This window comes from Acidobacteriota bacterium, assembly GCA_016712445.1.
Lineage (GTDB): Bacteria > Pseudomonadota > Alphaproteobacteria > Caulobacterales > Hyphomonadaceae > Hyphomonas.
Genome location: JADJRB010000001.1, coordinates 2,321,595 through 2,347,659 on the forward strand (window position 1 = coordinate 2,321,595; position 26,065 = coordinate 2,347,659).

28 protein-coding genes and 1 riboswitch are annotated in these 26,065 nt (G+C 66.2%); of the genes, 23 read left to right on the forward strand and 5 right to left on the reverse strand.

All coding sequences use genetic code 11. The features are described from left to right. The first annotated feature begins 162 nt into the window (after positions 1 to 162). The 3 genes from folP to folK are packed head-to-tail and all read left to right on the forward strand — an operon-like array spanning position 163 to position 1,800. Positions 163 to 924 carry a dihydropteroate synthase gene (gene folP, locus IPK75_11795; GenBank protein ID MBK8199038.1) on the forward strand — a complete coding sequence of 254 codons (762 nt, stop codon included), beginning with the start codon at positions 163 to 165 and terminating at the stop codon, positions 922 to 924. After that, on the forward strand, positions 924 to 1,289 hold the full coding sequence (folB, locus tag IPK75_11800) for a dihydroneopterin aldolase (GenBank protein ID MBK8199039.1): 366 nt from the start codon (positions 924 to 926) through the stop codon (positions 1,287 to 1,289). The genes folP and folB overlap by 1 nt, the downstream gene beginning before the upstream one ends. Continuing rightward, complete coding sequence (gene folK / locus IPK75_11805) at positions 1,282 to 1,800, forward strand: 2-amino-4-hydroxy-6-hydroxymethyldihydropteridine diphosphokinase (GenBank protein ID MBK8199040.1); 519 nt, start codon at positions 1,282 to 1,284, stop codon at positions 1,798 to 1,800. Before folB ends, folK begins: the two co-directional genes overlap by 8 nt. On the opposite strand, the gene IPK75_11810 is transcribed toward folK, so the two are convergent. Beyond that, positions 1,787 to 3,187 (reverse strand): UDP-N-acetylmuramate--alanine ligase, encoded by a 1,401-nt coding sequence (locus tag IPK75_11810; protein ID MBK8199041.1) that lies wholly within the window; start codon positions 3,185 to 3,187, stop codon positions 1,787 to 1,789. The two genes, folK and IPK75_11810, sit on opposite strands and share 14 nt — an antisense overlap. Positions 3,188 to 3,362: 175 nt before the next feature. On the opposite strand from IPK75_11810, the gene IPK75_11815 reads away from it, so the two are divergent. Both IPK75_11815 and IPK75_11820 read left to right on the forward strand, forming a co-directional pair. Beyond that, on the forward strand, positions 3,363 to 3,776 hold the full coding sequence (locus IPK75_11815; protein ID MBK8199042.1) for a hypothetical protein: 414 nt from the start codon (positions 3,363 to 3,365) through the stop codon (positions 3,774 to 3,776). Between the two features lie 127 nt (positions 3,777 to 3,903). Continuing rightward, positions 3,904 to 4,743 carry an LD-carboxypeptidase gene (locus IPK75_11820; protein ID MBK8199043.1) on the forward strand — a complete coding sequence of 280 codons (840 nt, stop codon included), beginning with the start codon at positions 3,904 to 3,906 and terminating at the stop codon, positions 4,741 to 4,743. Between the two features lie 166 nt (positions 4,744 to 4,909). Here the strand turns inward: IPK75_11820 and IPK75_11825 are convergent, their stop codons facing one another. The 3 genes from IPK75_11825 to IPK75_11835 all read right to left on the reverse strand — a co-directional run bounded on the left by IPK75_11825 (position 4,910) and on the right by IPK75_11835 (position 7,823). Further along, positions 4,910 to 6,328: an NAD(P)(+) transhydrogenase (Re/Si-specific) subunit beta gene (locus IPK75_11825; GenBank protein ID MBK8199044.1), complete on the reverse strand. Its 1,419-nt coding sequence runs from the start codon at positions 6,326 to 6,328 to the stop codon at positions 4,910 to 4,912. Between the two features lie 2 nt (positions 6,329 to 6,330). Continuing rightward, entirely contained in the window at positions 6,331 to 6,627 is a 297-nt protein-coding gene (locus IPK75_11830; GenBank protein ID MBK8199045.1) for an NAD(P) transhydrogenase subunit alpha, read from the reverse strand. Between the two features lie 68 nt (positions 6,628 to 6,695). After that, positions 6,696 to 7,823, reverse strand: coding sequence for a Re/Si-specific NAD(P)(+) transhydrogenase subunit alpha (locus IPK75_11835; protein ID MBK8199046.1), 1,128 nt, complete (start codon positions 7,821 to 7,823; stop codon positions 6,696 to 6,698). Between the two features lie 59 nt (positions 7,824 to 7,882). On the opposite strand from IPK75_11835, the gene IPK75_11840 reads away from it, so the two are divergent. After that, complete coding sequence (locus IPK75_11840; protein MBK8199047.1) at positions 7,883 to 8,650, forward strand: SDR family oxidoreductase; 768 nt, start codon at positions 7,883 to 7,885, stop codon at positions 8,648 to 8,650. 190 nt (positions 8,651 to 8,840) lie between these two features. Here IPK75_11840 and IPK75_11845 read toward each other — a convergent pair whose 3' ends face one another. Then, complete coding sequence (locus IPK75_11845) at positions 8,841 to 9,227, reverse strand: hypothetical protein (protein MBK8199048.1); 387 nt, start codon at positions 9,225 to 9,227, stop codon at positions 8,841 to 8,843. 172 nt (positions 9,228 to 9,399) lie between these two features. Next, positions 9,400 to 9,591: riboswitch (cobalamin riboswitch) on the forward strand. A 126-nt stretch (positions 9,592 to 9,717) separates the two neighbouring features. On the opposite strand from IPK75_11845, the gene IPK75_11850 reads away from it, so the two are divergent. From IPK75_11850 to IPK75_11930, 17 genes are all read left to right on the forward strand, one after another. Further along, a complete protein-coding gene (locus IPK75_11850) occupies positions 9,718 to 11,547 on the forward strand; it encodes a TonB-dependent receptor (GenBank protein ID MBK8199049.1) in 1,830 nt (609 codons plus the stop codon). Between the two features lie 23 nt (positions 11,548 to 11,570). Continuing rightward, complete coding sequence (locus IPK75_11855) at positions 11,571 to 12,341, forward strand: ABC transporter substrate-binding protein (protein ID MBK8199050.1); 771 nt, start codon at positions 11,571 to 11,573, stop codon at positions 12,339 to 12,341. Beyond that, the gene (locus IPK75_11860; GenBank protein ID MBK8199051.1) at positions 12,338 to 13,321 is read left to right on the forward strand and encodes an iron ABC transporter permease; all 984 of its coding nucleotides are present in this window, start codon (positions 12,338 to 12,340) and stop codon (positions 13,319 to 13,321) included. Before IPK75_11855 ends, IPK75_11860 begins: the two co-directional genes overlap by 4 nt. Then, positions 13,318 to 14,067 carry an ABC transporter ATP-binding protein gene (locus IPK75_11865; protein MBK8199052.1) on the forward strand — a complete coding sequence of 250 codons (750 nt, stop codon included), beginning with the start codon at positions 13,318 to 13,320 and terminating at the stop codon, positions 14,065 to 14,067. Before IPK75_11860 ends, IPK75_11865 begins: the two co-directional genes overlap by 4 nt. Positions 14,068 to 14,142: 75 nt before the next feature. Continuing rightward, positions 14,143 to 14,397 (forward strand): hypothetical protein, encoded by a 255-nt coding sequence (locus IPK75_11870; GenBank protein ID MBK8199053.1) that lies wholly within the window; start codon positions 14,143 to 14,145, stop codon positions 14,395 to 14,397. An 86-nt stretch (positions 14,398 to 14,483) separates the two neighbouring features. Then, positions 14,484 to 15,356 (forward strand): UTP--glucose-1-phosphate uridylyltransferase GalU, encoded by an 873-nt coding sequence (gene galU / locus IPK75_11875; protein ID MBK8199054.1) that lies wholly within the window; start codon positions 14,484 to 14,486, stop codon positions 15,354 to 15,356. Positions 15,357 to 15,654: 298 nt separating this feature from the next. Then, the gene (locus tag IPK75_11880; GenBank protein ID MBK8199055.1) at positions 15,655 to 15,990 is read left to right on the forward strand and encodes a hypothetical protein; all 336 of its coding nucleotides are present in this window, start codon (positions 15,655 to 15,657) and stop codon (positions 15,988 to 15,990) included. A 155-nt stretch (positions 15,991 to 16,145) separates the two neighbouring features. Next, a complete protein-coding gene (locus IPK75_11885; GenBank protein MBK8199056.1) occupies positions 16,146 to 17,141 on the forward strand; it encodes a threonine/serine dehydratase in 996 nt (331 codons plus the stop codon). Between the two features lie 43 nt (positions 17,142 to 17,184). Beyond that, on the forward strand, positions 17,185 to 17,886 hold the full coding sequence (locus IPK75_11890) for a serine/threonine protein phosphatase (protein MBK8199057.1): 702 nt from the start codon (positions 17,185 to 17,187) through the stop codon (positions 17,884 to 17,886). Between the two features lie 189 nt (positions 17,887 to 18,075). Further along, positions 18,076 to 18,951 carry a Flp pilus assembly protein CpaB gene (cpaB, locus tag IPK75_11895; GenBank protein MBK8199058.1) on the forward strand — a complete coding sequence of 292 codons (876 nt, stop codon included), beginning with the start codon at positions 18,076 to 18,078 and terminating at the stop codon, positions 18,949 to 18,951. Continuing rightward, positions 18,951 to 20,258: a type II and III secretion system protein family protein gene (locus tag IPK75_11900; GenBank protein ID MBK8199059.1), complete on the forward strand. Its 1,308-nt coding sequence runs from the start codon at positions 18,951 to 18,953 to the stop codon at positions 20,256 to 20,258. Before cpaB ends, IPK75_11900 begins: the two co-directional genes overlap by 1 nt. Next, positions 20,255 to 20,515: a hypothetical protein gene (locus IPK75_11905; protein MBK8199060.1), complete on the forward strand. Its 261-nt coding sequence runs from the start codon at positions 20,255 to 20,257 to the stop codon at positions 20,513 to 20,515. The genes IPK75_11900 and IPK75_11905 overlap by 4 nt, the downstream gene beginning before the upstream one ends. 17 nt (positions 20,516 to 20,532) lie before the next feature. Beyond that, positions 20,533 to 21,726: a hypothetical protein gene (locus IPK75_11910; protein ID MBK8199061.1), complete on the forward strand. Its 1,194-nt coding sequence runs from the start codon at positions 20,533 to 20,535 to the stop codon at positions 21,724 to 21,726. Then, positions 21,723 to 23,102, forward strand: a complete 1,380-nt coding sequence (locus IPK75_11915) for a CpaF family protein (protein ID MBK8199062.1) — start codon at positions 21,723 to 21,725, stop codon at positions 23,100 to 23,102. Before IPK75_11910 ends, IPK75_11915 begins: the two co-directional genes overlap by 4 nt. Positions 23,103 to 23,142: 40 nt before the next feature. Continuing rightward, the gene (locus IPK75_11920) at positions 23,143 to 24,099 is read left to right on the forward strand and encodes a type II secretion system F family protein (protein MBK8199063.1); all 957 of its coding nucleotides are present in this window, start codon (positions 23,143 to 23,145) and stop codon (positions 24,097 to 24,099) included. A 16-nt stretch (positions 24,100 to 24,115) separates the two neighbouring features. Continuing rightward, a complete protein-coding gene (locus IPK75_11925; protein ID MBK8199064.1) occupies positions 24,116 to 25,045 on the forward strand; it encodes a type II secretion system F family protein in 930 nt (309 codons plus the stop codon). A 40-nt stretch (positions 25,046 to 25,085) separates the two neighbouring features. Beyond that, complete coding sequence (locus IPK75_11930) at positions 25,086 to 26,042, forward strand: acetyl-CoA carboxylase carboxyltransferase subunit alpha (GenBank protein ID MBK8199065.1); 957 nt, start codon at positions 25,086 to 25,088, stop codon at positions 26,040 to 26,042. Positions 26,043 to 26,065 lie beyond the last annotated feature (23 nt).

Genomic DNA, 26,065 nt, shown 5'->3' on the forward strand with positions numbered 1-26,065 from the left:
GCAATCCGGGCCGATACAGCTTTCCGTAGCCATGGGCGGTTTTCCCGCAAGATGAGGGCTGCTACAGGGGCGCTATCAGAGGGGGAAGTCATGGACCAGAAAGCGCGGGAACGCATGCGCGACGCCCTGCTGGAGCAGCTGGCGGGTCCCCGCGTGCTGGTCATGGGCATCCTCAACGTCACGCCGGACAGCTTCTCGGACGGCGGCAAGTTCGACCGTCTCGACGCCGCTCTCGCGCATGCCGCGAAGATGGACGAGGACGGCGCCGACATCATCGACATTGGCGGCGAGTCGACCCGGCCGGACGCGCTGGAAGTGGAAAGCCATGAAGAATGGCGCCGCCTTGAAGGCGCGCTGTCGGCGCTGGCCGCGGAAGGCGGCCTGCCGGTCTCGGTCGACACCTACAAGGCCGACGTCGCCCGGCGCGCCGCTGAGGCCGGCGCCGTGATGATCAACGATGTCTGGGGCATGACGCGCGATCCCGGCATGGCGGCCGCGATAGCCGACACCGGCAGCCTCGCGGTGGTCACCTACAATCGCGGCGCCATCACCGACGGTCTCGACCTGCGCGCCGACCTCGCCGCCTTTGTCAGCGAAAGCTACGCCCGGGCCGACGCTGCCGGTATTCCGCACACGCACATCCTGTTCGATCCCGGCGTCGGCTTCAGCAAGTCCTACCAGCAGAACCTCGAAGCGCTCGCCAACCTCGATGTCCTCGTCGATACGGGCCGGCCCGTCCTCGTGGGCGTGTCGCGCAAGTCCTTCATCGGGCGTCTCACGGGCCGACCGGTCGAGGACCGGCTGTCCGGCACGCTGGCGGTCGGCCTGAAAACGGTCCAGATGGGCGCAAAGGTTCTGCGCGTTCACGATGTGGCCCATCACCGCGACGCGCTCGACATGTATTCGGAACTGGCGAATTTCTGATGGCTGACCGTGTTTTCGTCTCGAACCTCTGCCTGCACGGCTTTCACGGCGTGCACACGGCGGAAAAGAATCTTGGCCAGAAATTCTACATCGACATCGACTGCGAACTCGCCGCCAAGGCGACGCGCACCGATCTGATGCGCGACGCAGTCGACTATGGCGCGCTGTGCGACCTTGCCGAAAAACTGTCGGCCGAGACGGTGTTCAACCTGATCGAAACCTTCGCCGAGCGTATCGCGCAGGCCGTGCTCGACACCCAGCCGCTGGTCGCGCGTGTGTCGATCACCGTGCGCAAGCCCTCGGCGCCGATCCGGCACTTTGTCGATCATGTCGGCGTGTCGATTGTGCGCAGCCGGGATGACTGAAGCCTGCCTCGGGCTCGGCGCCAACCTCGGCGACCGGGCGGCGCAACTGGCCGAGGCGCTGCTGCGCCTCGATGCCGTCGAGGGGATACGTCTACTGGCGGTCTCGCCGGTCTACCGCACCGCGCCCTGGGGCGTGGAAGACCAGCCGGATTTCCTGAACCTCTGCGTACGGATCGAGACGGAGCTTTCACCGCCAGCGCTGCTGGCCGCCTGCAAGGCGGTGGAGGCGGCAATGGGCCGGCAGGCGCGCGAGCGCTGGGGCCCGCGCGAGATCGACGTGGATGTGCTGCTCGTCGCAGATGTGGAGATGCAGACACCTGAACTCACCCTGCCGCATCCGCGCATGCTGCAGCGGCGCTTCGTTTTGGCACCGCTGGCCGACCTTGTGCCGGACTGGATTGTCGGCGAGCGGACAATTGCCGAGCACGCTGTCGAGCTCGGAGCGGACGACCTGTGCGAATGGGATGAGCCGGAATCAGCGCGTGTGCAGGCCCTGCTCAGCGCGCCTTGAGGCTGGCCAGGATTGCCTGCGCAAACAGCGTCAGCGTATCGTCCCGCGCGCCCATCACCAGTATCGTGTCGCCCGGCCTTGCCAGTTCCAGCAGGCGCGCGCCGCAGGCGGCCCGGTCGCCCAGCGCTTCTGCGCTGCGGCCGAGCGCGCGGATATCGGCGGCGAGGTCTGCGCTGCCGACGGAGCGGTCCACCGTGCCGCCGAAATAGGCGGGTTCCGGCATCAGGAGGATATCCTCCGCAGCCAGATTATCCGCAAAACACTCGGCAAACTCGCGGCGCATCTTCTTGATCGGCCCGAAACCGTGCGGCTGGAACATCACCAGCACCCGGCCGGGATATTGTTTCACCGTGCGCAGCGTCGCGGCGATCTTGTCCGGGTTGTGCCCGAAATCGTCGATCACAGCGATATCGCCCGCCGTGCCGACAATGTCGAAACGCCGGGCAATGCCTTGAAACTCGCCCAGCGCAGCGGCGGCCTCGCCAAGGCGCACGCCGCAGGTCATCGCCGCAGCAATCGCGGCGAGCGCGTTCGACACATTGTGCAGGCCGGGCGTCGCCAGCCGAATTGCCGCCGTCTCGCCGGATTTCCTGTCGTGTACGGAGAATTTGATCATCGTGGGGCCTGGCCAGATGCTGCTGGCTGTCAGCTGCGCGGCCGGGTTGTCGAGACTGTAGGTGATCGCGGCGGGGAAGCCTTCGGCAAGGCGCGCGGTTTCGCCATTGTCGAGGTTCAGCACTTGCGTCTGCGCGCGGCCCGCAAAGCCGCCGAACAGGGCGCGCAGCTCCTCCATCGTCTTGTGGTCGAGCGCGATGTTCATCAGCACAGCCACGCGGGGATTGTAGGCGGCGATGGAGCCATCGCTCTCATCGACCTCCGAGACGAAGATTCCGCTGGTGCCAACAAGCGAGCTGGAGAACAGCGCCTCGGGCGTGCGGAAATTCTTCATCACCGCGCCGTTCATCACGGTCGGGCTCTTGCCGGTGCGGTGCAGGATCCAGGCGATCATGCCGGTAACGGTCGACTTGCCGCTGGTGCCCGCCACGCCAATTGCAAAGGGCGCGGCATTGAACAGCGCCGAGAGCATGTCCGCCCGGCTCATCCGCTGCGCGCCCACGCGGATCGCGGCGGCAATATCCGGCACAGTGTCCTCCACGGCGGCGGAGGCGACGACGATCTGCTCGGAGCTCGTCACGCCGCTGCCATCCTGCGGGAAGAGGCGGATGCCCTTGCTGCGGAGATAGTCAAACTTCGCGGGCGTGCGGCCCTGGTCTAGCGACCGGTCCGAGCCCTCGATAATGTGGCCCTGGTCAAGAAGGATCAACGCCAACGGCAACATGCCGGAGCCGCCGATGCCGCAGAAGAAGTAGCGAGTCTTGTTGGTCATGGTGGGCGTTCTATAGCAGGGGGATTGAATCGCACGAAGGCCAATATCTGCGTCGATGTATGTCGTATTTTCCTTAGCGGGGAATGTTCGGATTCACAGCGGCTCCGGTCGTTAGTTGCTTCGCTTGTTTTCAGGCGTATGCTGACTTGAGACGACGACTTTGGAGGATTGCGAGATGCCGGATCTGGGACTCGTGCTGATGACGATCGGAATACTCCAGTTCACGGTCATTCCGCCGGTTGCCGATCTGAACAGGACCCACGCTCTCAATCCGGACTGGCCTCCTCATGCGAGGTTCCACGTTGTGACCCAGGTCCTGACGACTTCGGCGTTGGGCGCCGCCGCCCTGTTCTTTCTTTGGTCGGGGAGAGTGGAAAGAGATCTTGGCGCCTGTATTGCCATGATCGTCAGCGGCATCGTCCTCGGCGGTTTCTTCGTCAGTGCTTTGACATCCCGGCGGTTTGGCGGGGAGGTGAATGCCCGGCAGGGATTTGCCGGAACGCGGCTCGGCAGTATCGATGGTAACGTCGCAAACTTCGCCGTTGCTGCGATGCTGGTGATATCTGGCCGCTTGTTGATGCTCGTCTAGCGCCCGGATTGGGTGGTGGATTGGGGCGTGAATTCCTGCGTTCTGATCCTCAGACAAGTCATTCAGCCCTTGTTTCCAATATTCGAGAATGCCGCTTTAAGTGCATCGGCAATTCCGGGAGAGTGACATGGGCGCGAAGGTGACACGGATCGGGATTGTCGGGCCCGGGCGGGCGGTTGATCGGTCGCTGGCGGACCGGGTGACCGCGCTGGCGGGGCAGGCGGCGGAGCTGGTCTGGCACCCGCAATGTTTCCTGCGGCAGGGCCATTTCGCGGGGCCTGACGAGGCGCGGGCGGCAGCGTTCGAGGAGTTTGCGAACGAGTCCTCGCTCGATGCGGTCTGGTTTGCGCGTGGCGGTTATGGCGCCTGCCGGATCCTTGACCGCGCCTTTGGCAATCTCGGCGATGCGGCGCGGCGCAAGACCTATCTGGGCTATAGCGATGCGGGCAACCTGCTCGCGCGGCTGGCGCGCGACGGGATCGGGCGGGTGGCGCATGGGCCGATGCCGGCGGATATCCTGCGCGAGGGCGGCGAGGCGGCGGTGCGCCGGTCGCTCGGCTTTCTGACGGGTACGGATGATGGTGCAGGGATTGACCCTGTGACGCTGGCGCCGGGCAAGTATGCGGCGTTCAACATTTCGGTGTTCGCGAGCCTGATCGGCACCGGCTGGCTGCCGGACCTTACGGGCCATGTGCTGATGCTGGAGGATGTGGGCGAGTATCATTACCGGCTGGACCGGATGATGTTCACCATCACGTCTAACCCGGAAGTGCGCAAGGTCGCCGGCATCCGGCTGGGGCGGTGCGGGGCGATCCCGGTGAACGATATCGACTTTGGCCGGGACGAGGAGGAGATCGTGCGGGACTGGTGCGCGCGGGGCGGCATTGCCTATCTCGGTCGCGCGGATATCGGCCACGATGTGGAAAACAAGATTGTGGTGTTCGGGGAGCGGGGTGTGGGGGTGTGATCCTCACCTGACCAACCTTGTCATCCCGGCGAAAGCCGGGACCCATCTTTGCAGCAAAGCGACTTCACTGGGTCCCGGCTTTCGCCGGGATGACAGGTTAGGGGTAGTGCGTATGCGGAGGGCTGAGTGGTGGGTTACGCCTTCGGCTAACCCACCCTACGAGGCCCTAAAAGTTCTTGACGATGTCCTCGACCATCTTCTTGGCGTCCGCGAGCAGCATCATCGTGTTGTCGTGGAAGAAGAGTTCGTTCTCGATGCCGGCATAGCCCGAGCCCATCGAGCGCTTGATGAACAGCACCGTGCGGGCGTTCTCGACGTCGAGGATGGGCATGCCGTAGATCGGCGAGGTCTTGTCGGTTTTGGCCGCCGGGTTCGTCACGTCATTGGCGCCGATGACGAAGGCGACGTCCGAGGCGGAGAATTCCGAGTTGATGTCTTCGAGTTCGAAGACTTCATCATACGGCACCTGCGCTTCGGCGAGGAGGACGTTCATGTGACCCGGCATCCGGCCCGCGACGGGGTGGATGGCGTATTTCACTTCGACGCCTTCTTCCTTCAGCTTCTCGGCCATCTCCTTCAGCGCGTGCTGGGCCTGGGCGACGGCCATGCCGTAGCCGGGGACGATGATGACCTTGGAGGCGTTCTTCATGATGAAGGCGGCGTCTTCGGCAGAACCCTTCTTGTACGGACGATCCACCTTCGCGCCGCCGGCAGCGGCGGCGGCATCTTCGCCGCCGAAGCCGCCGAGGATCACCGAGATGAAGGAGCGGTTCATGCCTTTGCACATGATGTACGAAAGGATCGCGCCGGACGAGCCGACGAGCGCGCCGGTGATGATCAGCGCGAAATTGCCGAGCGTGAAGCCGAGGGCGGCAGCGGCCCAGCCGGAATAGGAGTTCAGCATCGACACGACGACCGGCATGTCGGCGCCGCCGATGGGGATGATCAGCGTGATGCCGAGGATCAGCGCGAGGACGGTGAGGCCCCAGAAGGCCCAGTGGGCCTGGCCGCCGGACATGATCAGGATGACCGTCAGCGCGACAACACCGCCTGCGAGGGCGAGGTTCAGCAGGTGGCGGGCGGGCAGCAGGATCGGCGCGCCGCTCATGTTGCCGTTGAGTTTCGCGAAGGCGATGATCGAGCCGGTGAAGGTGAGGGCGCCGATGGCGGAGCCGAGGCCGAGTTCGATCAGCGAGGCCGACTTGATACCGGTAATGCCCATGATGCCGAAGCTTTCCGGCGCGTAGAGCGCGGCGGAGGCGACGAGCACGGCGGCGAGGCCGACGAGCGAGTGGAAGGCCGCGACGAGCTGCGGCATGTCGGTCATCGGGATCTTGCGGGCGATGTAGGCGCCGATGGTGCCGCCGATGGCGACGGCGCCGAGGATCAGCGCCCACGTGGTCGGATCAAGCTGGTCCCAGATGAGGACGATGGAGGTGGCCACCGCGATGGCCATGCCGATCATGCCATTGCGGTTGCCCTTCTGGCTGGTCGCGGGGCTGGAGAGGCCGCGCAGCGCCAGGATGAAGAGGATGCCCGAGGCGAGATAAAGCAGGGGCGCCCAGGTCGAATGGAACTGTTCCAAGGCTACTGCCCCTTCTTCTTGTACATGGCCAGCATGCGCTGGGTGACGAGGAAGCCGCCGAAGATGTTGACGCTGGCCAGCATCACGGCGACCGCGCCGAGGATCTTGGCGATCCAGCCTTCCGACGAGAGACCGTGGGCGGCGGCGGCGACGAGCGCGCCGACGACGATGACCGAGGAGATGGCGTTGGTGACGGCCATCAGCGGCGTGTGCAGGGCAGGCGTGACCGACCAGACGACGTAATAGCCGACGAAGCAGGCGAGCGCGAAGATGGCCGCGAGGAAGACCGTGGAGTTGATGCCGCCCGCGTCAGCATAGGCGGGGAGGGCGAGCGCCGCGAGGGCGAGGATGGACAGGGCGCGTTTCATCACTTGAGCCTTTCGCTGACGGTGGCGCCATTGCGGGTGAGCAGCATGGCTTTGACGATCTCGTCGTCCGTATCGAGATTGAGCGCGCCGCCCTCGGCTGTGATCAGCGGAAGGAAGGACAGGAGGTTCTTCGCAAACAGCGAGGACGAATCAGCCGGCAGGCGGCCGGGCAGGTTCGAGAAGCCGGCGACCTTGACGCCGTTCACGTCGACGATCTCGTCCGCCTTCGAGAGCGGGCAGTTGCCGCCCTGGCTGACCGCCATGTCGACGATCACCGAGCCCGGCTTCATCGATTTCACCATTTCCTCCGTGATCAGGACGGGCGCGGCGCGGCCGGGGATCAGGGCGGTGGTGATGACAATATCCTGCTTGGCGATGTGGCTGGCGGTGAGCGCGGCCTGTTTCGCCTGGTACTCGGCCGACATTTCCTTGGCGTAGCCAGCGGCGGTTTCGGCGGCCTTGAACTCGTCATCCTCGACCGCGATGAATTTGGCGCCGAGCGAGGCGACCTGTTCCTTGGCGGCGGGGCGGACATCGTTGGCGGTGACGACCGCGCCGAGGCGGCGGGCGGTGGCGATGGCCTGGAGGCCGGCCACACCGGCGCCCATGACGAAGACCTTGGCCGGGGCGACGGTGCCTGCGGCGGTCATCATCATCGGCATGGCGCGGCCATAGATCTGAGCGCCTTCGATGACGGCGCGGTAGCCGGCGAGGTTGGACTGGGACGAGAGGGCGTCCATCGACTGGGCGCGGGTGATGCGCGGGGTGAATTCCATAGAGAGCGCGGCGATCTTCCGGGCGTTCAGCGCGGCGACTTCGCCGGCCGGGTAGGCGAACGGCTCCATCAGGGCGATCAGGGCCGACCCTTCGGGCAGGGCATCGATCTCGCCCGGCTCGGGCCGGCGCACCTTAAAGACGATATCGGCGCCCTTGGCGGCCTCGGCCGGTGAGGCGGCGATGGCCGCGCCGGCATCCGTGAAGGCCGGATCAGGAAAACCGGCGACCGTGCCGGCCCCGGATTCCACCGTGATCGTGTGGCCGAGACCCACAAGCTTCTTGACTGTCTCCGGGGTTGCCGCCACGCGGGTTTCGCCGGGTCGCCGTTCTTTGAGCACTGATATCTTCATGGCGCCTTGGATTAGGTTAAACGTTGCGCAGTGCAACCGTTATTTTGGAGGTTTGGGGCATGAGCTTGTTTAGTCTGGCTAACAGGACAGCCCTCGTGACGGGCGCGTCAAGCGGCCTTGGCGAACATTTTGCGCATGTGCTGGCCGGGGCCGGTGCCACGGTCGTGCTGGCGGCGCGGCGGATGGACAGGCTGGAAGGCGTTGCCGAGGCGATCTCGCGGGCCGGCGGGCAGGCCCTTCCGGTCGAGATGGACGTGACGGACGAGGGCAGCGTCGTGGCGGCGTTCGATTCGATCAAGGAAGCGCTTGGGCGGCCGTGCGACATCCTCGTCAACAATTCCGGCATGTCGCGCGAGGGCTGGTTCCGCGAGCAGAGCGAGGAAGACTGGGACGCGGTGATCGAGACGAACCTGACCGGCGTCTGGCGGGTCGGCAAGCATGCGACCAATGCCATGATCGATGCCAAGGTGAAGGGGTCGATCATCAACATCGCCTCCATCACCGCGCACCGGACGCAACTGATGACGACCGCGTATTGCGTGTCGAAGGCGGGGGTCGACCATCTGACGCGGCACATGGCGCTGGAGAGCGCGCGCTATGGCATCCGGGTCAACGCAATCTCGCCGGGCTATTACAAGACGGCGATCAATGACGAGTATCTCGACTCGGAGGCGGGTGAGGCGATGCGCAAGCGCGTGCCGATGCGGCGGTTCGGGGAGTACAAGGAACTCGACGGGGCGCTGCTGCTGCTGGCGTCGGACGCGGGCAGCTACATGACGGGCTCAACCCTGGTGGTCGACGGCGGGCATTTGCTGATCCCGCTTTAGGGCAAGCACGTGCGGCCGGACGCGGGGGTGAGCCGGCCGGTTTCTGGTTGAGCTCTCCGCAGACCCCTGCGCAGGCAGGGGGCCAGTTCTTGCGGCGGAGGCGAAGTCTGGATGCCTGCCTTCGCAGGCATCTGCGGAGAGGGTGCAGATTGATGCACTGGGTCCCGGCTTTCGTCGGGATGAGCGGCGTCTAGGAGGTGTTGGGCGTGACGAGGGCACAAGTCCCCTCCGTCACCTTCGGTGACACTTCGCCCGAAGTGCGGGGGAGAATGGCGGCAGCGAGCGCCTCAAGGTCGAGGCAGGCCGGAACGGCAGACTCCCACGAGGGGTCCGTCAGGGGACGGAAGGTTCTCTGGGCGGGCTTATAGGCGTTGGGGTCTGGCTTGGCGACGACACAGTGGATGTCGACGAAGCCCCATTCGTTGACTGAATAGAGCGCGTTGCCGATTCCGTGTGCTTTGAACCAGCGCATCAGGCGGTTCAGTTCCCACCAGAGGATCAGCCAGCACAGCGGATGCACATGCGCGAAGAAGGGCGCGAAGTGCGGGTGGCTGCGAAGGCGGGCGATGGAGTACATGCCGCGCAGTATAACTCCGCGTGCGGAGGGGTGGCGTAAGTTTTGGACAACTATTTTATAACCCGCTGGCGCGCTTAGCTATTTTGTTTTCGGGAGGGGGCAAAAGCGTTGCGTAAGTCCGCCCCGGCGCGAAACCCGCGAAGGCGCTTGCCGCCGCCTGAAAGAGGCTCTAGACGAGCAGTACGCGAAAGGTGCCCGGGTCAACAGCCCGGGTGAAAAGGGAAGCCGGTGGGAATCCGGCGCTATGCCCGTAACTGTCAGCGGGGAGCCGCGCGAGCCATACGCCACTGGGAAACCGGGAAGGCAGCTCGCACCGGCCTCGATCCGCAAAGCCAGGAGACCTGCCTGTCGCCGTCGTGAGCTCGCCGCCCGGGACCAGGCGTAGGGCTGCGGAAGGCATCCTTCCGTTCATGCGACATGTCATGAACCCGCCGCGGGCCATGCCCCGGCATTTGAAGGAGCTGTGGACATGATCCTCAGACTGACTTTGCTGAGCGCCTCCGCGCTGGCACTCAATTCATCCCTCGCCCACGCTGAAGACGCGCGCGTGCTCGATCCGGTCGAAGTGACCGGGCTGCGCCCTGTGGAGGCCGGCAAGGCAACGGTGTCGGTGTCCGTGCTGACGCCGGACGATCTGGCGGTTCGCCTGTCGCCGAACCCGGCTGACCAGCTGCGCGCGGTGCCCGGCGTGGCGGTATCGCGCTCCGGCAGCGTCGGCGGGCTGACGCAGGTGCGCCTACGCGGCGCGGAGGCGAACCATACGCTGGTGCTGTTCGAGGGAATCGAAGTGTCCGACCCGGTGACGGGCGATACCGATTTCGGCCTGCTGACCGCCTTGCCGGCGGGGCGGATCGAGGTGCTCCGCGGCGCGGCCTCGGCGATCCATGGATCGGACCCGATCGGCGGGGTTGTGTCGATTTCGGCAGGCGATACGCGCGGCATGTCCGCCTTTGCGGAGACGGGCAGCCTTGAAACACTGAACGGCGGCGCCGGCTGGCGCGGCGAGCGCTTCGGCGCGGCCGTGAACGGGTTCACGACCGAGGGCGTCGACACGTCAGGCACCGGCGGCGCGAAGGATGGATCGGACGCGTTGTCAGGCTTGCTGACGGCGAATTTTGATCTGGGGGCGGACTGGTCGCTGTCGCTGGTGGGGCTGGCGCGCAAGGCGGACGCCGACTTTGATGCGGATACGGATTTCGACGGCCTGCTGGACGATGAGGACCGGCGCACAGAGGCCGAGCAGCGCGTTGCGGGCGCGGCGCTCACTGGCGCGCTCGGGCCGCTCGACCATGTGGTAAAGGCGAGCTTCAGCGAGGTGCAGCGTGACAATTTCGCGGATGGTTCGCTCTCGGACGATTATACCGGGCGGCGCACCAAGCTCAGCTGGTCGCCGGGCTTTGTCGCGGGCGGTCACTCGGTGACCGGTCTCGTGGACTTCGAGCGCGAGACTTATGAGCGTTCGGACATTCAGTATGGCGGACTGACGGATGCGTCCGAGGCATTCGAGTCGCTGGGGCTGGCGGGCGAATACCGGCTGGCGCTGGGCGCGTTCGATTTTGCCGCCTCGGCCCGGCATGACGACAACAAGGGGCGGTTTGCGGATGCAGACACCTGGCGCCTTGGTGCCGGATACGCGATTGCGCCGGTCGGCGGACGGGTGCGTGCGTCGGTGGGCACCGGTGTTAAGAATCCAACGTTCACGGAGCTTTTCGGATTCTTCCCAGGCAGTTTCGTCGGCAACCCGGACCTCAAACCGGAAGAGTCCACCAGCTGGGAGGTTGGCTGGGACCAGACGATCGGCGACTTCAGCTGGTCGGCGACGTATTTCGAGGCGGATCTCGAGAACGAGATCTACACCGCGTTCAATCCGGACTTCACCTCCACCGCGCTGAACCGCGCCGGCAAGAGCGAGCGGATGGGCGTTGAACTAGCAGCACGCTGGCAGGTGCTGGAAAGACTTGCCCTGGCCGGGCAGGCGAGCGTGTTCGACTCGCAGGACGATGCCGGCGCGGACGAAATCCGCGTGCCGGAAGAGACGGCCTCGCTGAGCGTTGACTGGCGGGTGCGCGAGGACGGGCTGCGCCTCGGCGCGGCGCTGGACTATGTCGGCGCACAGGGTGATTTCAATTTCGGGCCATTCCCGGCACAACTGGTTGCGCTGGATGCCTATACGCTGGCTTCCCTGACGGTTGAATATCCGCTCACGGACCGTGTGGCACTGACCCTGCGGGGGGAGAACCTGCTGGACGAGACAGCGGTGGACGTGTTCGGCTATACCGGGCCGGGCGCCGGCGTGTTCGTGGGGTTGAAGGTGAAGTGAAGCGAGGGCTTCTCTGCCTGTGGATGATGGTTCTGGCCGGTCCTGCATTCGCAGGGCCGGCGAGGCCGACCGTTGTGTCGCTGGACTATTGTGCGGACCAGTTCGTGCTGGCGCTGGCCGACCGCGACCAGATCCTGGCGGTCTCGAAGGATGCAGAACGCCAGTTCAGTCACCTGCGGGCGAAGGCAGCGGGCCTGCCCAAGGTGCGCGCCGCGGCGGAAGACGTGATTGCGCTCGGCCCGGACGTGGTAGTGCGCAGCTGGGGCGGGGACGCGCGGGCGCTGGCTTTCTATGAGCGTTTCGGCATCCGCACCGTGCAGCTCGGCTATGCGGACGATATTCAGGGTACGGCGGATGTGACCCGGGCGGTCGCGGCCGAGATCGGGCAGGCGGCGCGGGGCGAGGCGCTGATCGCCGCGATGCCGAAGCCGGCGCCGGCGACGGGCCGCAGCGCGCTCTACGTGACGCCGGGCGGCGTCAGCGCGGGCAAGGGCACGATGATCGACGCGATCTTCCGGCAGGCCGGTCTCACCAATGCCAATCCGGGCGTAGGCTGGACCGGGTTGCCGCTCGAGCAGCTGGTGCGGGCGCCGCCGTCGCTGATGTTGACAGCGTTTTTCGGGTTTGACGACGATGCGACGGATCGCTGGTCGGTGTCGCGCCATCCGGTGATGCAGCGGCTGATGCGCGAAGCTGAGGTGATTGCGATGGACGAGTCGCGCGTCTCGTGTGCGGCCTGGCTGGTGGCGGACGAGGGCGCGGCGATTGCGGCCGCGCTGGAGGCGGCGCGATGAGCCGGGTGACGGGCGGGCTGGTTGCGGCGGCGGTGATGCTGTTCGCGTTGTCGGCGCTGGCGGGCACGGCGCCCTTGCCACTTGGCGATGCGTTGGCGGCGCTGGCAGGGCAGGGCGAGGCGGCGGCGCGCACGATTGTCTGGGAAATCCGCCTGCCGCGGGCGGCGGCGGCTTTCCTGGTGGGCGCGGCGCTCGGGCTCGCCGGCGCGGGGTTGCAGGGGCTGTTGCAGAACCCGCTGGCGGAGCCCGGCGTGCTGGGGGTGTCGGCCTTTGCGGCGCTGGGGGCGGTGGTCGCAATTTTCTTCGGCCTTGCGACGGTGAGCAGTTTTGCCGTGCCGCTGGCGGCGATTCTCGGCGCAGGCGTTGCCACGCTGTTGCTCGCCGTGGCGGCGGTGCGCGGCGCGGGCAGCGTGACGTTGCTGCTGATCGGTATCGGCCTCTCGAGTTTTGCCGGGGCGCTGATGTCGCTGGCGATGAACATGGCGCCGAACCCCTACAGCCTGTCGGACCTCGTGAACTGGATGATGGGCTCGGTGGCCAATCGTTCGTGGGCGGACGTGTGGCTGGCGGCGCCGGGCTTCGCCATTGGCGCGGCGCTGGTGTTGGTGGCGGGGCCGGGCCTGCGCGCGCTGAGCCTTGGTGAGGAGACGGCGGCGAGCCTCGGCGCAGACCCGAAGCGCACGCGGCTGCTGGTGATCGCTGGCACCTCGCTGCTGGCGGGGGTGAGTGTCGCGTCGGCGGGCGCGATCGGGTTTGTCGGGATCGTGGCGCCGCATGTGGTGCGGCCATTCGTGCGGCATGACCCGCAGCGGCTATTGGTGCCTTCGGCGCTGCTGGCGGGGATCGTGTTGCTGGCGGCGGACCTCGCGGTGCGCGTGCTACCTTTCCAGCAGGAACTGAAGCTGGGCGTGGCGGCGGCGCTGGTCGGCGGGCCGGTGTTCATCTGGATCGCCGCGCGGCTCGGGCGGGCGGGCACATGATTGCGGTGCGCGACCTCTCGGTGTCGCTGGCAGGGCGGCGAGTGGTGGACGGCGTCACGTTTTCGGTGGCGGCGGGCGAGTTTGCGGCGCTGACCGGACCGAACGGGGCGGGCAAGAGTACGGCGCTGAAGGCGATGGCGGGTGTCGTGCCGATCGAGGCTGGCGAGATCGAGATAGGCGGCGCGCGCGCGGCGGACCTCACGGCGGCGGCGCGGGCGCGGCGGCTTGCATGGTTGCCGCAGACGCGGCCGGTGGCGTGGAACCTGCGGGTCGAGGATGTCGTGGCGCTGGGCCGGTTTGCCGAAGCGCCGGCGGCGTATGACCGGATGGGCGCCGACGGGCGCCGGGCGGTGGATGCGGCGCTCAGGAAGGCGGATGCGGCCCACCTTGCGGGGCGGGATTTCCAGGCGCTGTCGGGCGGCGAACAGGCGCGGGTGCACCTGGCGCGGCTGCTGGCGAGCCCGGCGCCGTGCCTGTTGCTGGACGAGCCTTGCGCGGCGCTCGACATTGCCCACCAGCTGTCGCTGATGGAGACGCTGGCGGCGGAGGCCCGGGCGGGCCGCGCGGTGATCGTGGTATTGCACGACCTCGAACTGGCGGCACGCGCTTGCGGACGGGTGATCGTGATGAACGAGGGGCGCGTGGTGGCGGACGCCGCGCCGGAAGTGGCCCTGTCGGCCGCAACGCTGGACACCGTGTTCGGCGTGGCGCGCGGGCCGGGCGGGGCGCTGCAGCGGTCGCGGTAGGCCGATTTCAGCCGCGTTAGTCAAGGTTTAGGAATGGCTGCGCTAGGACTGGCGGCAGAAATCGAGGTTTTTGCCATGCAAGCCAATCCGAAGCCCAGTGAGGGCGAAACGCCAGCCGCACCGGCGGCCGCGCCGGCGGCGCAGGGAGTTGCGGTGCAGGCCGATCTTGAACGGGACGCGCATGCCTCGCCCGCCCGGGCGCTGCAGGCCCGGCTGCTGCGCGAGCTGACGCGGGCGCGCAAGCCGTGGCTGTGGCATTCGACCGGGCTGGTTCTGGTGTTGCTGTTGTCGCTTTGGGCGGCAGGCGTGATACTTAACGCCTCTCTTTAAGTGGGCAGGCGCCGCGCCAGCTGGCAGGTGAATTGCCAGACACCGTCAACAGCCGCTATAGCCCCGCGCCAATCAGGAGCGATTTGATGCGTATCAGGAAAGCCGTCTTGCCGGTGGCCGGGCTTGGCACACGGGTCTTGCCCGCCACGAAGGCCATTCCGAAGGAACTGCTGCCGGTCGTGGACCGGCCGGTGATCCAATACGTGGTGGATGAGGCCCTGGAAGCGGGGATTGAGCACATCATCTTCGTGACTGGCCGGGGCAAGGGCGCGATCGAGGACTATTTCGATCACGCCTATGAGCTGGAAACCCAGCTGAAGGCAAAGAACAAGGGCGACATCCTCGCCGCTGTCGAGGCCTCGCGCCTGCCGGCGGGGGCCGCGAGCTTCGTGCGCCAGCAGGCGCCGTTGGGGCTGGGCCACGCCGTCTGGTGTGCGCGCGACGTGATCGGCAACGAGCCGTTCGCGGTGCTGCTGCCGGACGTGATCGTGAAGGGCAAGCCGTCGAGCCTGAAGCAGATGGCGGATGCGTTCGGCAAGGTGGGCGGCAATATCATTGCGGTCGATCCAGTGCCGGAAGAGCGCGTGTCGTCGTACGGTGTGATCGCGCCGAAGTCGCGCGACGGGCGGCTGATCGCGATGTCGGGCATGGTGGAAAAGCCGCCGCGGGCGACGGCGCCGTCGAACCTGGCGATCACGGGCCGCTACATCCTGCAGCCGGAAATCTTCGGCCTGCTGGAAAAGCAGGGCGCGGGCGCAGGCGGCGAGATCCAGCTGACCGATGCGATGGCGCGGCTGATGGAGCTGCAGCCGTTCTATGCATATGAGTTCGAAGGCACGGTGCATGATTGCGGCAACAAGACCGGATACTTCGAAGCGGTGCTGGCCCACGCGCTCGACAATCCGGATACCGCCAGCTTCGCGCGTGAGCTGGTGAAGCGGGCCGCCGGCAAGCTCTGACCGCCGCACTGCGGGCCGGCAGAAAAAAGCGCGTTTGTTAAGACTTTTGGCCCGGATTCGCCCGAAAATGCGGCGGGGACCCTTAAGGAATTAGCGGGTCCTTAACAGAGTCCTGCGACTTTCACAGACAGCAGGAAGCATGCGGAAACGGGTGGTCTGGCGCGCATGCCTGGCCGGTTCTATATGGCTATGCCGCGTCCTGCGAGGATTACCGTTGGCTTGCTGACGGGTTTCGCTTCACCCGGCGAAATCCGCGCGGAGGGCTGGCACCCCGCAATCAAATTTTTGGAGAATGTCTGTGTCGAAAACTGCTTATCTGGTTTCGTGCGAAGTGCTGTGCGGCGAGGGGAGCGATGGCGCCCTGGCCGGTCTGGAACGCGCCTTCATGGTGGTGGGCGTGAACGCGTCCAGCGACGAGGAAGCCGTGACGAAGATCGAAGCTGATTTCGAAGAGCAGGGCTATGCGCTGGTCGAGATTGAGTGGATGTCGGAAGCCGCGAAGATGGAATGGGAAGACGCCGAGGGCGAAGCCGAAGGCAAGGACATCATCGCGCGTCTCGCCGCCGAGCCGGACGATGTGGTGCACGGCGAACTCTACGAAGCCTCGGAGGACGCCGTCAGCGCGGCCGCCTGACCCTTTCGCCAACTGATACCCAGGATCTGCGGCCACTCCCTGCGAGTGGCCGCTTTTTTGTGCCCCGCGACCGTTATCGCAATTCGTCGCAAAGCGTGACCTGGCGGCGCGATTTCGCGATTGTGTGCGTCCGGCGCGCGGATTAACTGGCGCGCATGACTGAGACGGTTTCCCTTCCCGGATTTGACGATGTGAGCGCGGCGGCCGAGCGCGTGCGCGGCTATGTGCGCGAGACGCCGGTGCTGACGCATGGTGCGATCGATGCGGCGGCCGGCGCGCAGGTGTTCGTGAAGGCGGAATGCCTGCAGGTGACCGGCAGTTTCAAGATGCGCGGCGCATCGAACCGGCTGGCGCAGATATCGCCGGAGGGGCGCAAAGCGGGTGTCGTCGCGTTCTCGTCCGGCAACCACGCACAGGGTGTGGCGCGGGCGGCCCGGCTGATGGGCATGCCGGCGGTGATCGTGATGCCGTCGGATGCGCCGAAGGTGAAGATCGCCGGGGTTGAGGCGGATGGCGGCGAGGTGGTGCTGTATGACCGCAACACCGAGGACCGCGAGGCGATCTGCGCGCGGATCGCCGCCGAGCGGGGCGCGGTCGTGGTGCCGAGCTATGACGACCGCGACATCATCGCCGGGCAGGGCACGGCAGGGCTGGAATTTGCGCGCCAGATGCAGGCGGCGGGCGTGACGCTGGACGCGCTGGTTTGCTGCACGGGCGGCGGCGGGCTGATTTCCGGCATCGCGCTCGCCTTCGAGCGGCTTTCGCCGCAGACGGCGATCTGGACGGCTGAGCCGGAGGCGCATGATGACTGGGCGCGCTCGCTGGAGGGCGGCAAGGTCGTGGCGAACGCGCCGGGCACGCGCTCGATCTGTGATGCGATCCTGACGCCGCAGCCGGGCAAGCTGACCTTTGCCATCGGTCAGCGCCTGTTCGCGGGCGGCCTGCGCGTGAGCGACGACGAGGTGCGCGCCGCGATGCGGCTGGCGTTCCGGCACCTGAAGATCGTGGCGGAGCCGGGCGGGGCGGCCGCGTTGGCGGCGGCTGCATTCCGGCTGCCGGCGGGCCTGAAAGGCAAGCGTGTCGGCGTGCTGGTGACGGGCGGAAACGTGGATGCGGCGGAGTTCGCCGCGATTCTTGGTGCGGCCAGCTGACGCTGGCCTGAAATCCGCCGGTTTCGCGCCTTAAGTCAGCAAGATGACCACTACCATCCACTGCGCCATCGGCGACATACATGGCGAGCTTGAGCGCCTGAAGGACCTGCACCAGCAGGTGCGCCGCCATGCGCGCGATTTTTTTCCGCAGGCGGACATCCGCTTCGTGCACCTCGGCGACCTGGTCGACCGGGGACCGGAGTCTTGCGGTGTGGTCGAGTATCTGATGGCGTTTGAAACGGCGGTCTCGCCGAAGCCGGTGACGCTGCGCGGCAATCACGAACAGATGATGCTGAATGCGTATGACGGCGACGGAGCGGGCGTGGACAGGCGCATCTGGTGCTCGAACGGCGGCGATACGACGCTGGAGAGCTATGCGCGCAGGCCGGCGGACGTGCTCGACCGGCACCTCGACTGGCTGGCGCAATGCCCGACGATCTACCGCGCGCCGGAGGCGGGGCTGGTGTTCGTGCATGCGGGGATCGATCCTGACCGGTTCCCGGCCTGCGGCGACCAGGTGCGGCTGTGGACGCGGCGGCGCGAGTTCATGGACACGCGCTGCTGGACCGCGCCGGACCTCCGCAGCGTGCGCGTGGTACACGGGCACACGCCGACCCGCGATTCCAGGCCGGATGCTTCCGGGGATGGACGCCGGCTGAATATCGACACCGGCGCGGTGTATGGCGGGCGGTTGACGGCGGTGATCCTGCGGCCGGGTGAGCCGGATCTGTTCTTCCACGCCTGAATGCGAAGATTTCCGGCGGGTTTGTAAAGGGCGCGTCAACCAAGCGGAAACCCGGCCTTTCTGCTTGGTTAACATGGCCTTCCGTCCCCGGACGAGATTCGCCCGCTAACCTTCAAGCGCCCTTATCACCCTGCAGTTTAGCCTGCAGCCTGAAGACAGCCGAATGCTGTCTGCTGGAGGGCATTCAGAATGAAAGCTGCACCGCTGATCAGCCTTGGCGTCTCTGTCGCCCTTGGCGCGGGCGCCATCTTCTTCGGCCGGACGTTCATGTCCGACAAGGCACCCGACGCGCATGCAAGCGCCGCGCCAGCGGTGGCGATGACGACCGTTCTCGTGATGACATCGACCGTCGAGCCGGGCGCGGTGATCGACCCGAAATTCGTCAAGGAAGCGGAATGGCCCGAGCGGGCTGTGCCGGCAGGCGCGCTGCGCAACGTGTCCGAACTGGGGCCGAAGGCGTATTCGCGCGGCCTGATGGTGCCGGGTGAGCCGCTGCTGGAGCCGAAGATCGACACGACGGGTTCAGTGCTGACACTCGCCTCGGCGATCACGCCGGGCAAGCGCGCGGTGTCGATTGTTGTGCGCAACGATACGGGTGTTTCAGGCTTCGTGCTGCCGGGCGACCGGGTCGATGTGAACGAGTTCATGGACATCGAGGATTCCGGCGGACGCTCCGAGGGCGGACGGATGTCGGCGAATATCCTCGCGCGTCCGGTCCTGCGGCATGTCAAGGTACTGGCGGTTGACCAGTCGTTTGATCCGAACCTGGAAGGCGCAGTGCCGTCCCAGACCGTGACACTGGAAGTCTCGCCGGAGGATGCGCTGGTGTTGGGCGCAGCCAGCCAGCGCGCGGCGCTCGGCCTTGCGCTGATCAGCCGGGACGAGGAGGCGATGGTGGCCGCCATCACGCCGGAGGCGCCGGTTGAAGTGAAGAAGGTCGTGCAGCCGGGAACCGGACGCCGCGCGGCGGTGAACACCACGGTGCGCGTGATCAATGGCGCGAGCGATGTCAGCGTGACAGCGCCGATTTCCCAATCCGAACCGAAGAAGCTGGAGAAACGCTGATGCGCCTTGCACGGATCTTTTCGGCGGCTGCACTTGTGTGCCTCAGCCTGACCCTGCCGGCGGCGGCCTGGACGCAGCGGACCGCCGCGCCGGGCGCGGAACGCCTTGAAGTGCGCCGCGGCCAGTCGGCTGTGGTGGAGGCGGATGCCGCCTTCGCGACGATCGTGGTGGCGGATCCCGAAATCGCCGAAGCGATGGCCACGTCCAACCGGTCGTTCTTCCTGCGCGGCAAGCTGCCGGGCACGACGACGGTGCTAGTCTACAACTCGGCCGGCGCGATTGCGGAATTGTTCGAGGTGGAGGTGAAACTCGGCCTCGAAGAGCTGCGCGCCGACCTGAAGCGCTTGCTGCCGGGAGAGCCGATTGATGTGTACCCGGTGCATGACGGGGTGTTCCTCGACGGGCGCGTGACGACGGCATCGGCGGCAGAAATGGCGCTGCAGGTGGCCGAGCGGTATGTGCCGGGCGGCGTCGCCAATGGCCTGTCGGTGGGCCAGAGCCAGCAGGTGCTGCTGGAGGTGCGCTTCCTCGAGGCGAGCCGCAGCGCGGTGCGCGAGATCGGCTTTGGCAACAGCATCGATGCGAACGATTTCCAGACCGTGACGGATAGCGGAACGGTTTCCGGTCTTGCGGCGAAGACGGTAGCCCTGTTCACCAATGTGGGCGGCGAGAACATCGACGTGCAGATCCGGGCGCTGGAAGAGAAGGGGGTGATCCGTACACTGGCGGAACCGAACCTTGTGGCGCTGTCCGGCGATACGGCGAGCTTCCTGGCGGGCGGTGAGTATCCGATCCCGGTGGCCAGCAAGGACAACCAGATCACCATCGAGTTCAAGAAGTTCGGCGTCAGCCTGGATTTTACGCCGACGGTGCTGGGCGATGGCCTCGTGAACCTGCGCGTGCGCCCGGAGGTCTCGGCGCTCGACCGGGCGAACGGCATCCGCGCGTCCAATATCGAAATCCCCGGCATTTCTGTGCGCCGCGCGGACACGACCGTGGAACTGCATGACGGACAAGCCTTTGCCGTGGCCGGCCTGTTGCAGAACAATTATTCCAACGACGTGCGCCAGACACCCTGGCTCGGCAATGTGCCGATCCTTGGATCGCTGTTCTCGTCCAAGCGCTTCCAGCGCAACGAGAGCGAACTCGTTATCATCATCACGCCGCGTCTGGTCCAGCCTGCGCCGCATCCGGACCAGCTCGCTTCGCCGCTCGACGCGTTCGACGAGCCCTCCGAAAGCGAGCTGTTCCTGCTGGGCAAGACGGCGGGCGGTGCCATCGCCATGAATGAGGGACAGACGCCATGAGAACCTCCGCAAAAGTCAGTATCCTGATGGCCGCCGGCCTGCTGTCCGCCTGTGCCTCCTTCGACGCGCAGGACCGGTATGTGCTGGGCGAGGCCAACCGCGCTAATATTGCGGCGCAGTCCGAGCGCGGGGTCGACGTGCCTAACGCCCGCAAGGTGGAATCGACCTCGGGCGTGCGCGCCGTTGCGGCCGTGAAGGCACTCAACGAGGGCCAGACGAAAGAGCTTGCGAACAACTCCACCGGGGGCACCGAGTGATGCAGGCGGCTGTTCAGATGCAGACGGATCCGGCGCCCGCGCCTTCGGGGCGTACTGTGCCGTCGATCGCGGTGCTCGCGGGAGAGGCGCGCATCGCTTCGTTGAAGGCTGTTTGCCCGGACGTGCAGGACCTGTCGCAGATGTCCGCGCCCGATATCGTCATGCGCCATGGCGGCGGGCTTATCCTCGTGGAGCAGGGACAGCCCGGATGGGACCAGTTGCTGCTGATGCTGGCGGTCGAGCGCCCGGCCACGGCGCTGGTGGTCGTGTCGGACCAGTTGCCGGCACACATGGTCCGGGCCCTGATGAAACTCGAGGCGTGGGACGTGCTGTCGGTCGCGGCCGATGCTGCCGACGTGATGGACACGGCGGCGCGCCTGAGCGACGTGCGGACCGAAACCAAGGGTAGTCCGGCGACGTCGGTCTGCTGGGCTTTCCGGGGCGCGGTCGGCGGGGCGGGTGTCTCGACGCTGGCGATCGAAAGTTCGTTCGCGCTGGCCCGGCTGGTCGGACCCGGCAAGGTATGCCTGGTTGACCTGAACCTCGCCGATGGCATGACAGCCTCCTTCCTGGAAGCTGTGCCGAAACTCGACCTGCCGGCGCTCTCGCATGAACCGGAGCGGCTGGATGCGCGCCTGCTGGCGGCCTGGTGCTGGCAGCATGAGGAGGGCGTGTCGATCATCGCCTCGCCGCGCAATCCGGAAGCCGACGCCCTGGCGAGCGAAGCGGCGATCCTGCGCCTGCTGGACGTTACCTGCGCGGCTTTTCCCTATGTCATTCTCGACATGCCGCGGCACATGATGCCGTGGACGAAGTCGGTCATGGCGGTCGTCGATCAGGCGGTTATCGTCAGTGAGCTGACGGTGCCCAGCCTTCACGCCGCTGCCGACATGTGCCGGGACGTGGACGCCCTGCGCAAGGACGGCGCCAAGGCGCGCCTCGTGTTGAACCGGATGTTCCAGAAGAAGCAGTTCCGGGCGGGTTTCCCGGTCGATACGGCCGAGAAGGCCATCGAACGCAAGATCGATGTGACGGTGACGTCGGATTGGGATGCGGCGCGCACCGCGGTCAACCTTGGCAAACCCATCGCCACCGTGAAGCCGAAGAGCGCCCTGGTGCAGGACGTTGACGGGCTGGTGCGCAAGTTCGCGCCGGAAGGCATGATCGAGACATCGCAGTCCGGCAAGGTCGGGAAGAAGGCACGCGCATGAGCCGTTTCGGATTTTCTCCCGCGGTGAAGACCGAGGCGCCCGCCGCCTCGCCTGTTCCAGCGCAGGCGTCGGCGCCGGCGCCGCGCGCCAAGCCTGAACCGGCTGGCTTCGACCTTCTCGACGCCAAGCTGCGTGTGCACGCAAAGCTGATCGACGAACTCGACCTGTCCGCACTCGACAAGATGGATGACGACACGATGCGCCGGCGCGTGCGCGGCATCATCGGCGAAATCATCCGGAAGGAAGAGATGGCGCTATCGTCTGCCGAAGAGGCCTCGTTTGCTGACGCGGTGATGGACGAGATGACCGGGCTCGGCCCGATCGAGCCGCTGCTGAAGGACGACTCGATCGCCGACATCCTGATCAACGGCTACAATCAGGTTTATGTCGAGCGCCACGGCAAGCTGCAGATTGCGCCGGTGCGCTTCGCCGATAATGACCACCTCCTGCGCATCGTGCAACGCATCGTGGCTGCCGTCGGCCGCCGGGTGGACGAGAGCCAGCCGCTGGTCGATGCGCGCCTGCTGGATGGCAGCCGGGTGAACGCGGCGGTGCTACCGATTGCGATCGACGGGCCGCTGGTTTCGATCCGGAAGTTCTCCAAGTCGCCGCTGACGATGGACAAGCTGGTCGCGTTCGGCGCCATTCCGCGCCCGGTGGCGGATTTCATTCTCGGCGCCGTGAAATGCCGGGCCTCGACCGTGATTTCGGGCGGTACGGGTTCGGGCAAGACGACACTGCTGAATGCGCTCTCGTCGGCGATCAACCCGGATGAGCGGATGATCACCATCGAGGATGCGGCCGAGCTGCAGCTGCAACAGCCGCACGTGGCGCGGATGGAGACGCGCCCGCCGAACATCGAGGGCAAGGGCGAGATCCGCCAGCGCGAACTCGTGAAAAACGCGCTGCGGATGCGGCCTGACCGGGTGATCCTCGGCGAGGTGCGCTCGGAAGAGGCGTTCGACATGCTGCAGGCGATGAACACGGGCCACGAAGGCTCGATGGCGACCATCCACGCCAACAATCCGCGCGATGCGCTCACCCGTCTGGAACAGATGGTGATGATGGGCGGCATGAAGATCTCGGAGGAGGCGATCCGTGGGCAGATCGCTTCGGCCGTGAACTTCATCGTGCAGGCAACGCGCCTGTCGGACGGCTCGCGCAAGGTGGTCTCGATTGCCGAGATCACCGGTATGGAAGGCTCGGTCGTCCAGCTGCAGGAAATCTTCAAGTTCGAGCGCACCGGCACCGCGCCGGATGGCAAGGTGCAGGGGCATTTCGTGGCGACCGGCCTGAGGCCGAAATTCGTCGAGGAAATGGAGCGCAAGGGGGTGTTCATGCCGCCCGGCCTGTTCGACCCATCGACCAAGTTCTGACAGGAAGCGCGACGTGCCTGGGCTGCCCGACCTGACCGGAATGGATGCCACGCTGCTGATCCCGGCAGTGATGACCATCGGCGCCATCTTCATGGCGATCCAGTCCGTGCTCGGACTGGTGTCCAACGCGCGCACCCAGCAGATCGTCAACCGGCGCCTGCAGTTCAAGGAACGCTACGCAACGCACAACGAAGCGATGATCGAGCTGCGCAAGAGCCGGGGCCTCGACAAGGAGGGTAACCTCGCAATGTCGCTGCGCTGGCTCAACCAGATGATCGTGCGATCGGGCCTCAAGTTCGAACCGGCCAAGTGGGCGCTGATGTCGGCCGTGGGCGCGCTGGTGCCGGCGGTCGCGGCCTATATCTACGCAGGTGGCATCTGGGTTGCCGTGCCGGTCTATCTCGTCGTCTTCCTGGTCGCGCCGCTGGGCGTGATCAAGCATCTCGCCAGTTCGCGGGCGAAGAAGATGGCCGGCCAGTTGCCGGATGCGCTGCAGATCGTTTGCCGCAGCCTCGAGGCGGGACACCCGGTCGCCACGGCGGTGTCGCTGGTGGCGCGCGAGATGCCCGATCCGATCGGCACCGAATTCGGGATGACGGCGGACGAGGTGTCCTACGGCATGTCGCTGACCAATGCGGTGCAGCGCATGGCCGAGCGCGCGGGCGATCCGGACGTAGAGCTGTTTGCGGCCACAGTGCGCCTGCAGGAGAAGACCGGCGGCAACCTCACCGAGCTTCTGAAATCGAATACCGATACGATCCGTGGACGGCAGATCATGCGCCTGAAGGTGCGCGCCGCGTCATCGGAGGGGCGGGTGTCGGCGATGATCCTGACGTCGGCGCCCTTCCTCGTGATGGCTGCGATCCACTTGATGCGCCCGGAATTCTACGGCAACGTGATGGATGAACCCCTCATCCGGTACGGGTTCGGCGGGCTGCTGGTGTGGATGGGCATCGGCAACCTCGTCATGAACAAGATGATCAATTTCAAGATGTAGCGCGGCGATCATCGACATGTCTTTCCTCTCCGGCCCGATCATTCCTGCCGCGCTCGTGTTCCTCGCGGTCCTCGCGGCGATTCCGCCCCTGGTGTCGTTCCTGCGAAGCCGGCAGGCTGCGGATGAAGTCAGCCGCCGCCTGACGCGCCGCACGCCCAACGAGGCCGAGACGCCGCGCCGGAACGAGAGCCGGATCGGCAAGGCGGTCATGGGCTTGGCCGACAGCGCGGCACCGACCGAGGGCGAGGAAGTCAACGCCGTGCGGGCAAAGCTGAACCTCGCCGGGTTCACGCAGCAGAATGCGGTGGCCCGGTACTTCGCGGCGCGTTTCGTCTGCGTGGTGGTCCCGCAGGTCGCGCTGTTCTTTGCGCTGCCTTATCTTGCGGGCTATCCGAAATACGTGCCGGTGGGCGTGTCGATCCTGCTGGTCCTCGCCGGGCTCGCGGCGCCCGGCAAGTATCTCGACATGCGGATCACCCAGCGCAAGCAGGCCTGCTCGCTGGGCTTTCCGGACATGATGGACCTGATGGTCGCTTGCGTGGAGGCGGGGCTCAGCCTCGACGCCGCCGTGCAGCGCGTCGGCGAGGAACTGGAGCTGCGCCACCCGATCATTTCCGGCCACATGCGCACGCTGTCGCTGGAGCTGCGGGCGGGCAGGGCGCGCAAGACGGCGTGGCGGGCCTTCGCTGACCGGATGGCGCTGGACGAGGCGGGATCGCTGGCCACCATGCTGCGCCAGGCCGAGGAAATGGGCACGAGTCTCGGCCAGACCTTGCGGGTTTTCTCGTCCGACATGCGCCAGCGGCGCATCCTCTACGCCGAAGAGAAGGCGATGGCTTTGCCGGCCAAGCTGACATTGCCCTTGATTTTCTTCGTGTTTCCGGTCCTTTTGGGCGTGCTGACGCTGCCGGCCGTGGTGATGCTCGGAAAGACACTTCCGTCATAACCGGCTAGGCGAAGCGGCAGCGGATTGCTAGGGAACGCCCATGCCGACCTATCTCGAATTCGAAAAGCCGATCGCCGAACTTGATTCCAAGATCGCCGAGCTTGAAGCCCTCGCTGCCCGCAAGGACGGCCCGTCGATCACCGACGAGCTGACGAAACTGAAGACAAAGTCCGCCAAGCAGCTGAAGCAGATCTATTCCGATCTCGACGCCTGGCGCATCACGCAAGTCGCCCGCCACCCGGAGCGGCCGCACTTCTCCGATTTCATCGCGAACATCTTCGAGGATTTCGAGGAACTCGCCGGCGATCGGCATTTCGGCAATGACGAGGCGATCATCGGCGGCCTTGCCCGGTTCCGCGGCCGCTCTGTCGTGATCATGGGTCACGAGAAGGGCCGCACCACCGAGAAGCGCCTGAAGCACAATTTCGGCATGGCGCACCCGGAAGGCTACCGGAAGGCCGTGCGCCTGATGGACCTCGCCGAGAAGTTCGGCATGCCGGTGCTCAGCTTCCCGGACACTGCCGGCGCCTATCCCGGCAAGGGCGGCGAGGAGCGCGGACAGGCCGAAGCAATCGCGCGCGGCACCCAGCGCGGCTTGTCGCTCGGTGTGCCGTTCGTGACGCTGGTGATCGGTGAAGGCATGTCCGGCGGCGCGATCGGCATCGCGGCGGCCAACCGCGTGCTGATGATGGAGTATGCGATCTATTCGGTGATCTCGCCGGAGGGCTGCGCTTCGATCCTCTACCGCGACTCGGCCAAGGCCAAGGACGCGGCCGAAGCAATGGGGATCACCGGGCCGGATCTGCTTAAGCACAAGATTGTCGACGGCATTGTGAAAGAGCCCGTCGGCGGGGCGCACCGCGATCCGCAGCGGGCAATGGCCTCGGCTGCAAAAGCGCTCGACGCGGCGCTGCGCGACCTCGAAGGCATGACGCCGGCGGAACTGCGCCGGCAGCGCCGCGACCGATTCTACGCCATCGGCCGTGAAGGCGTCTGAGGCGCCCGCAGGCGCGGAGCCGG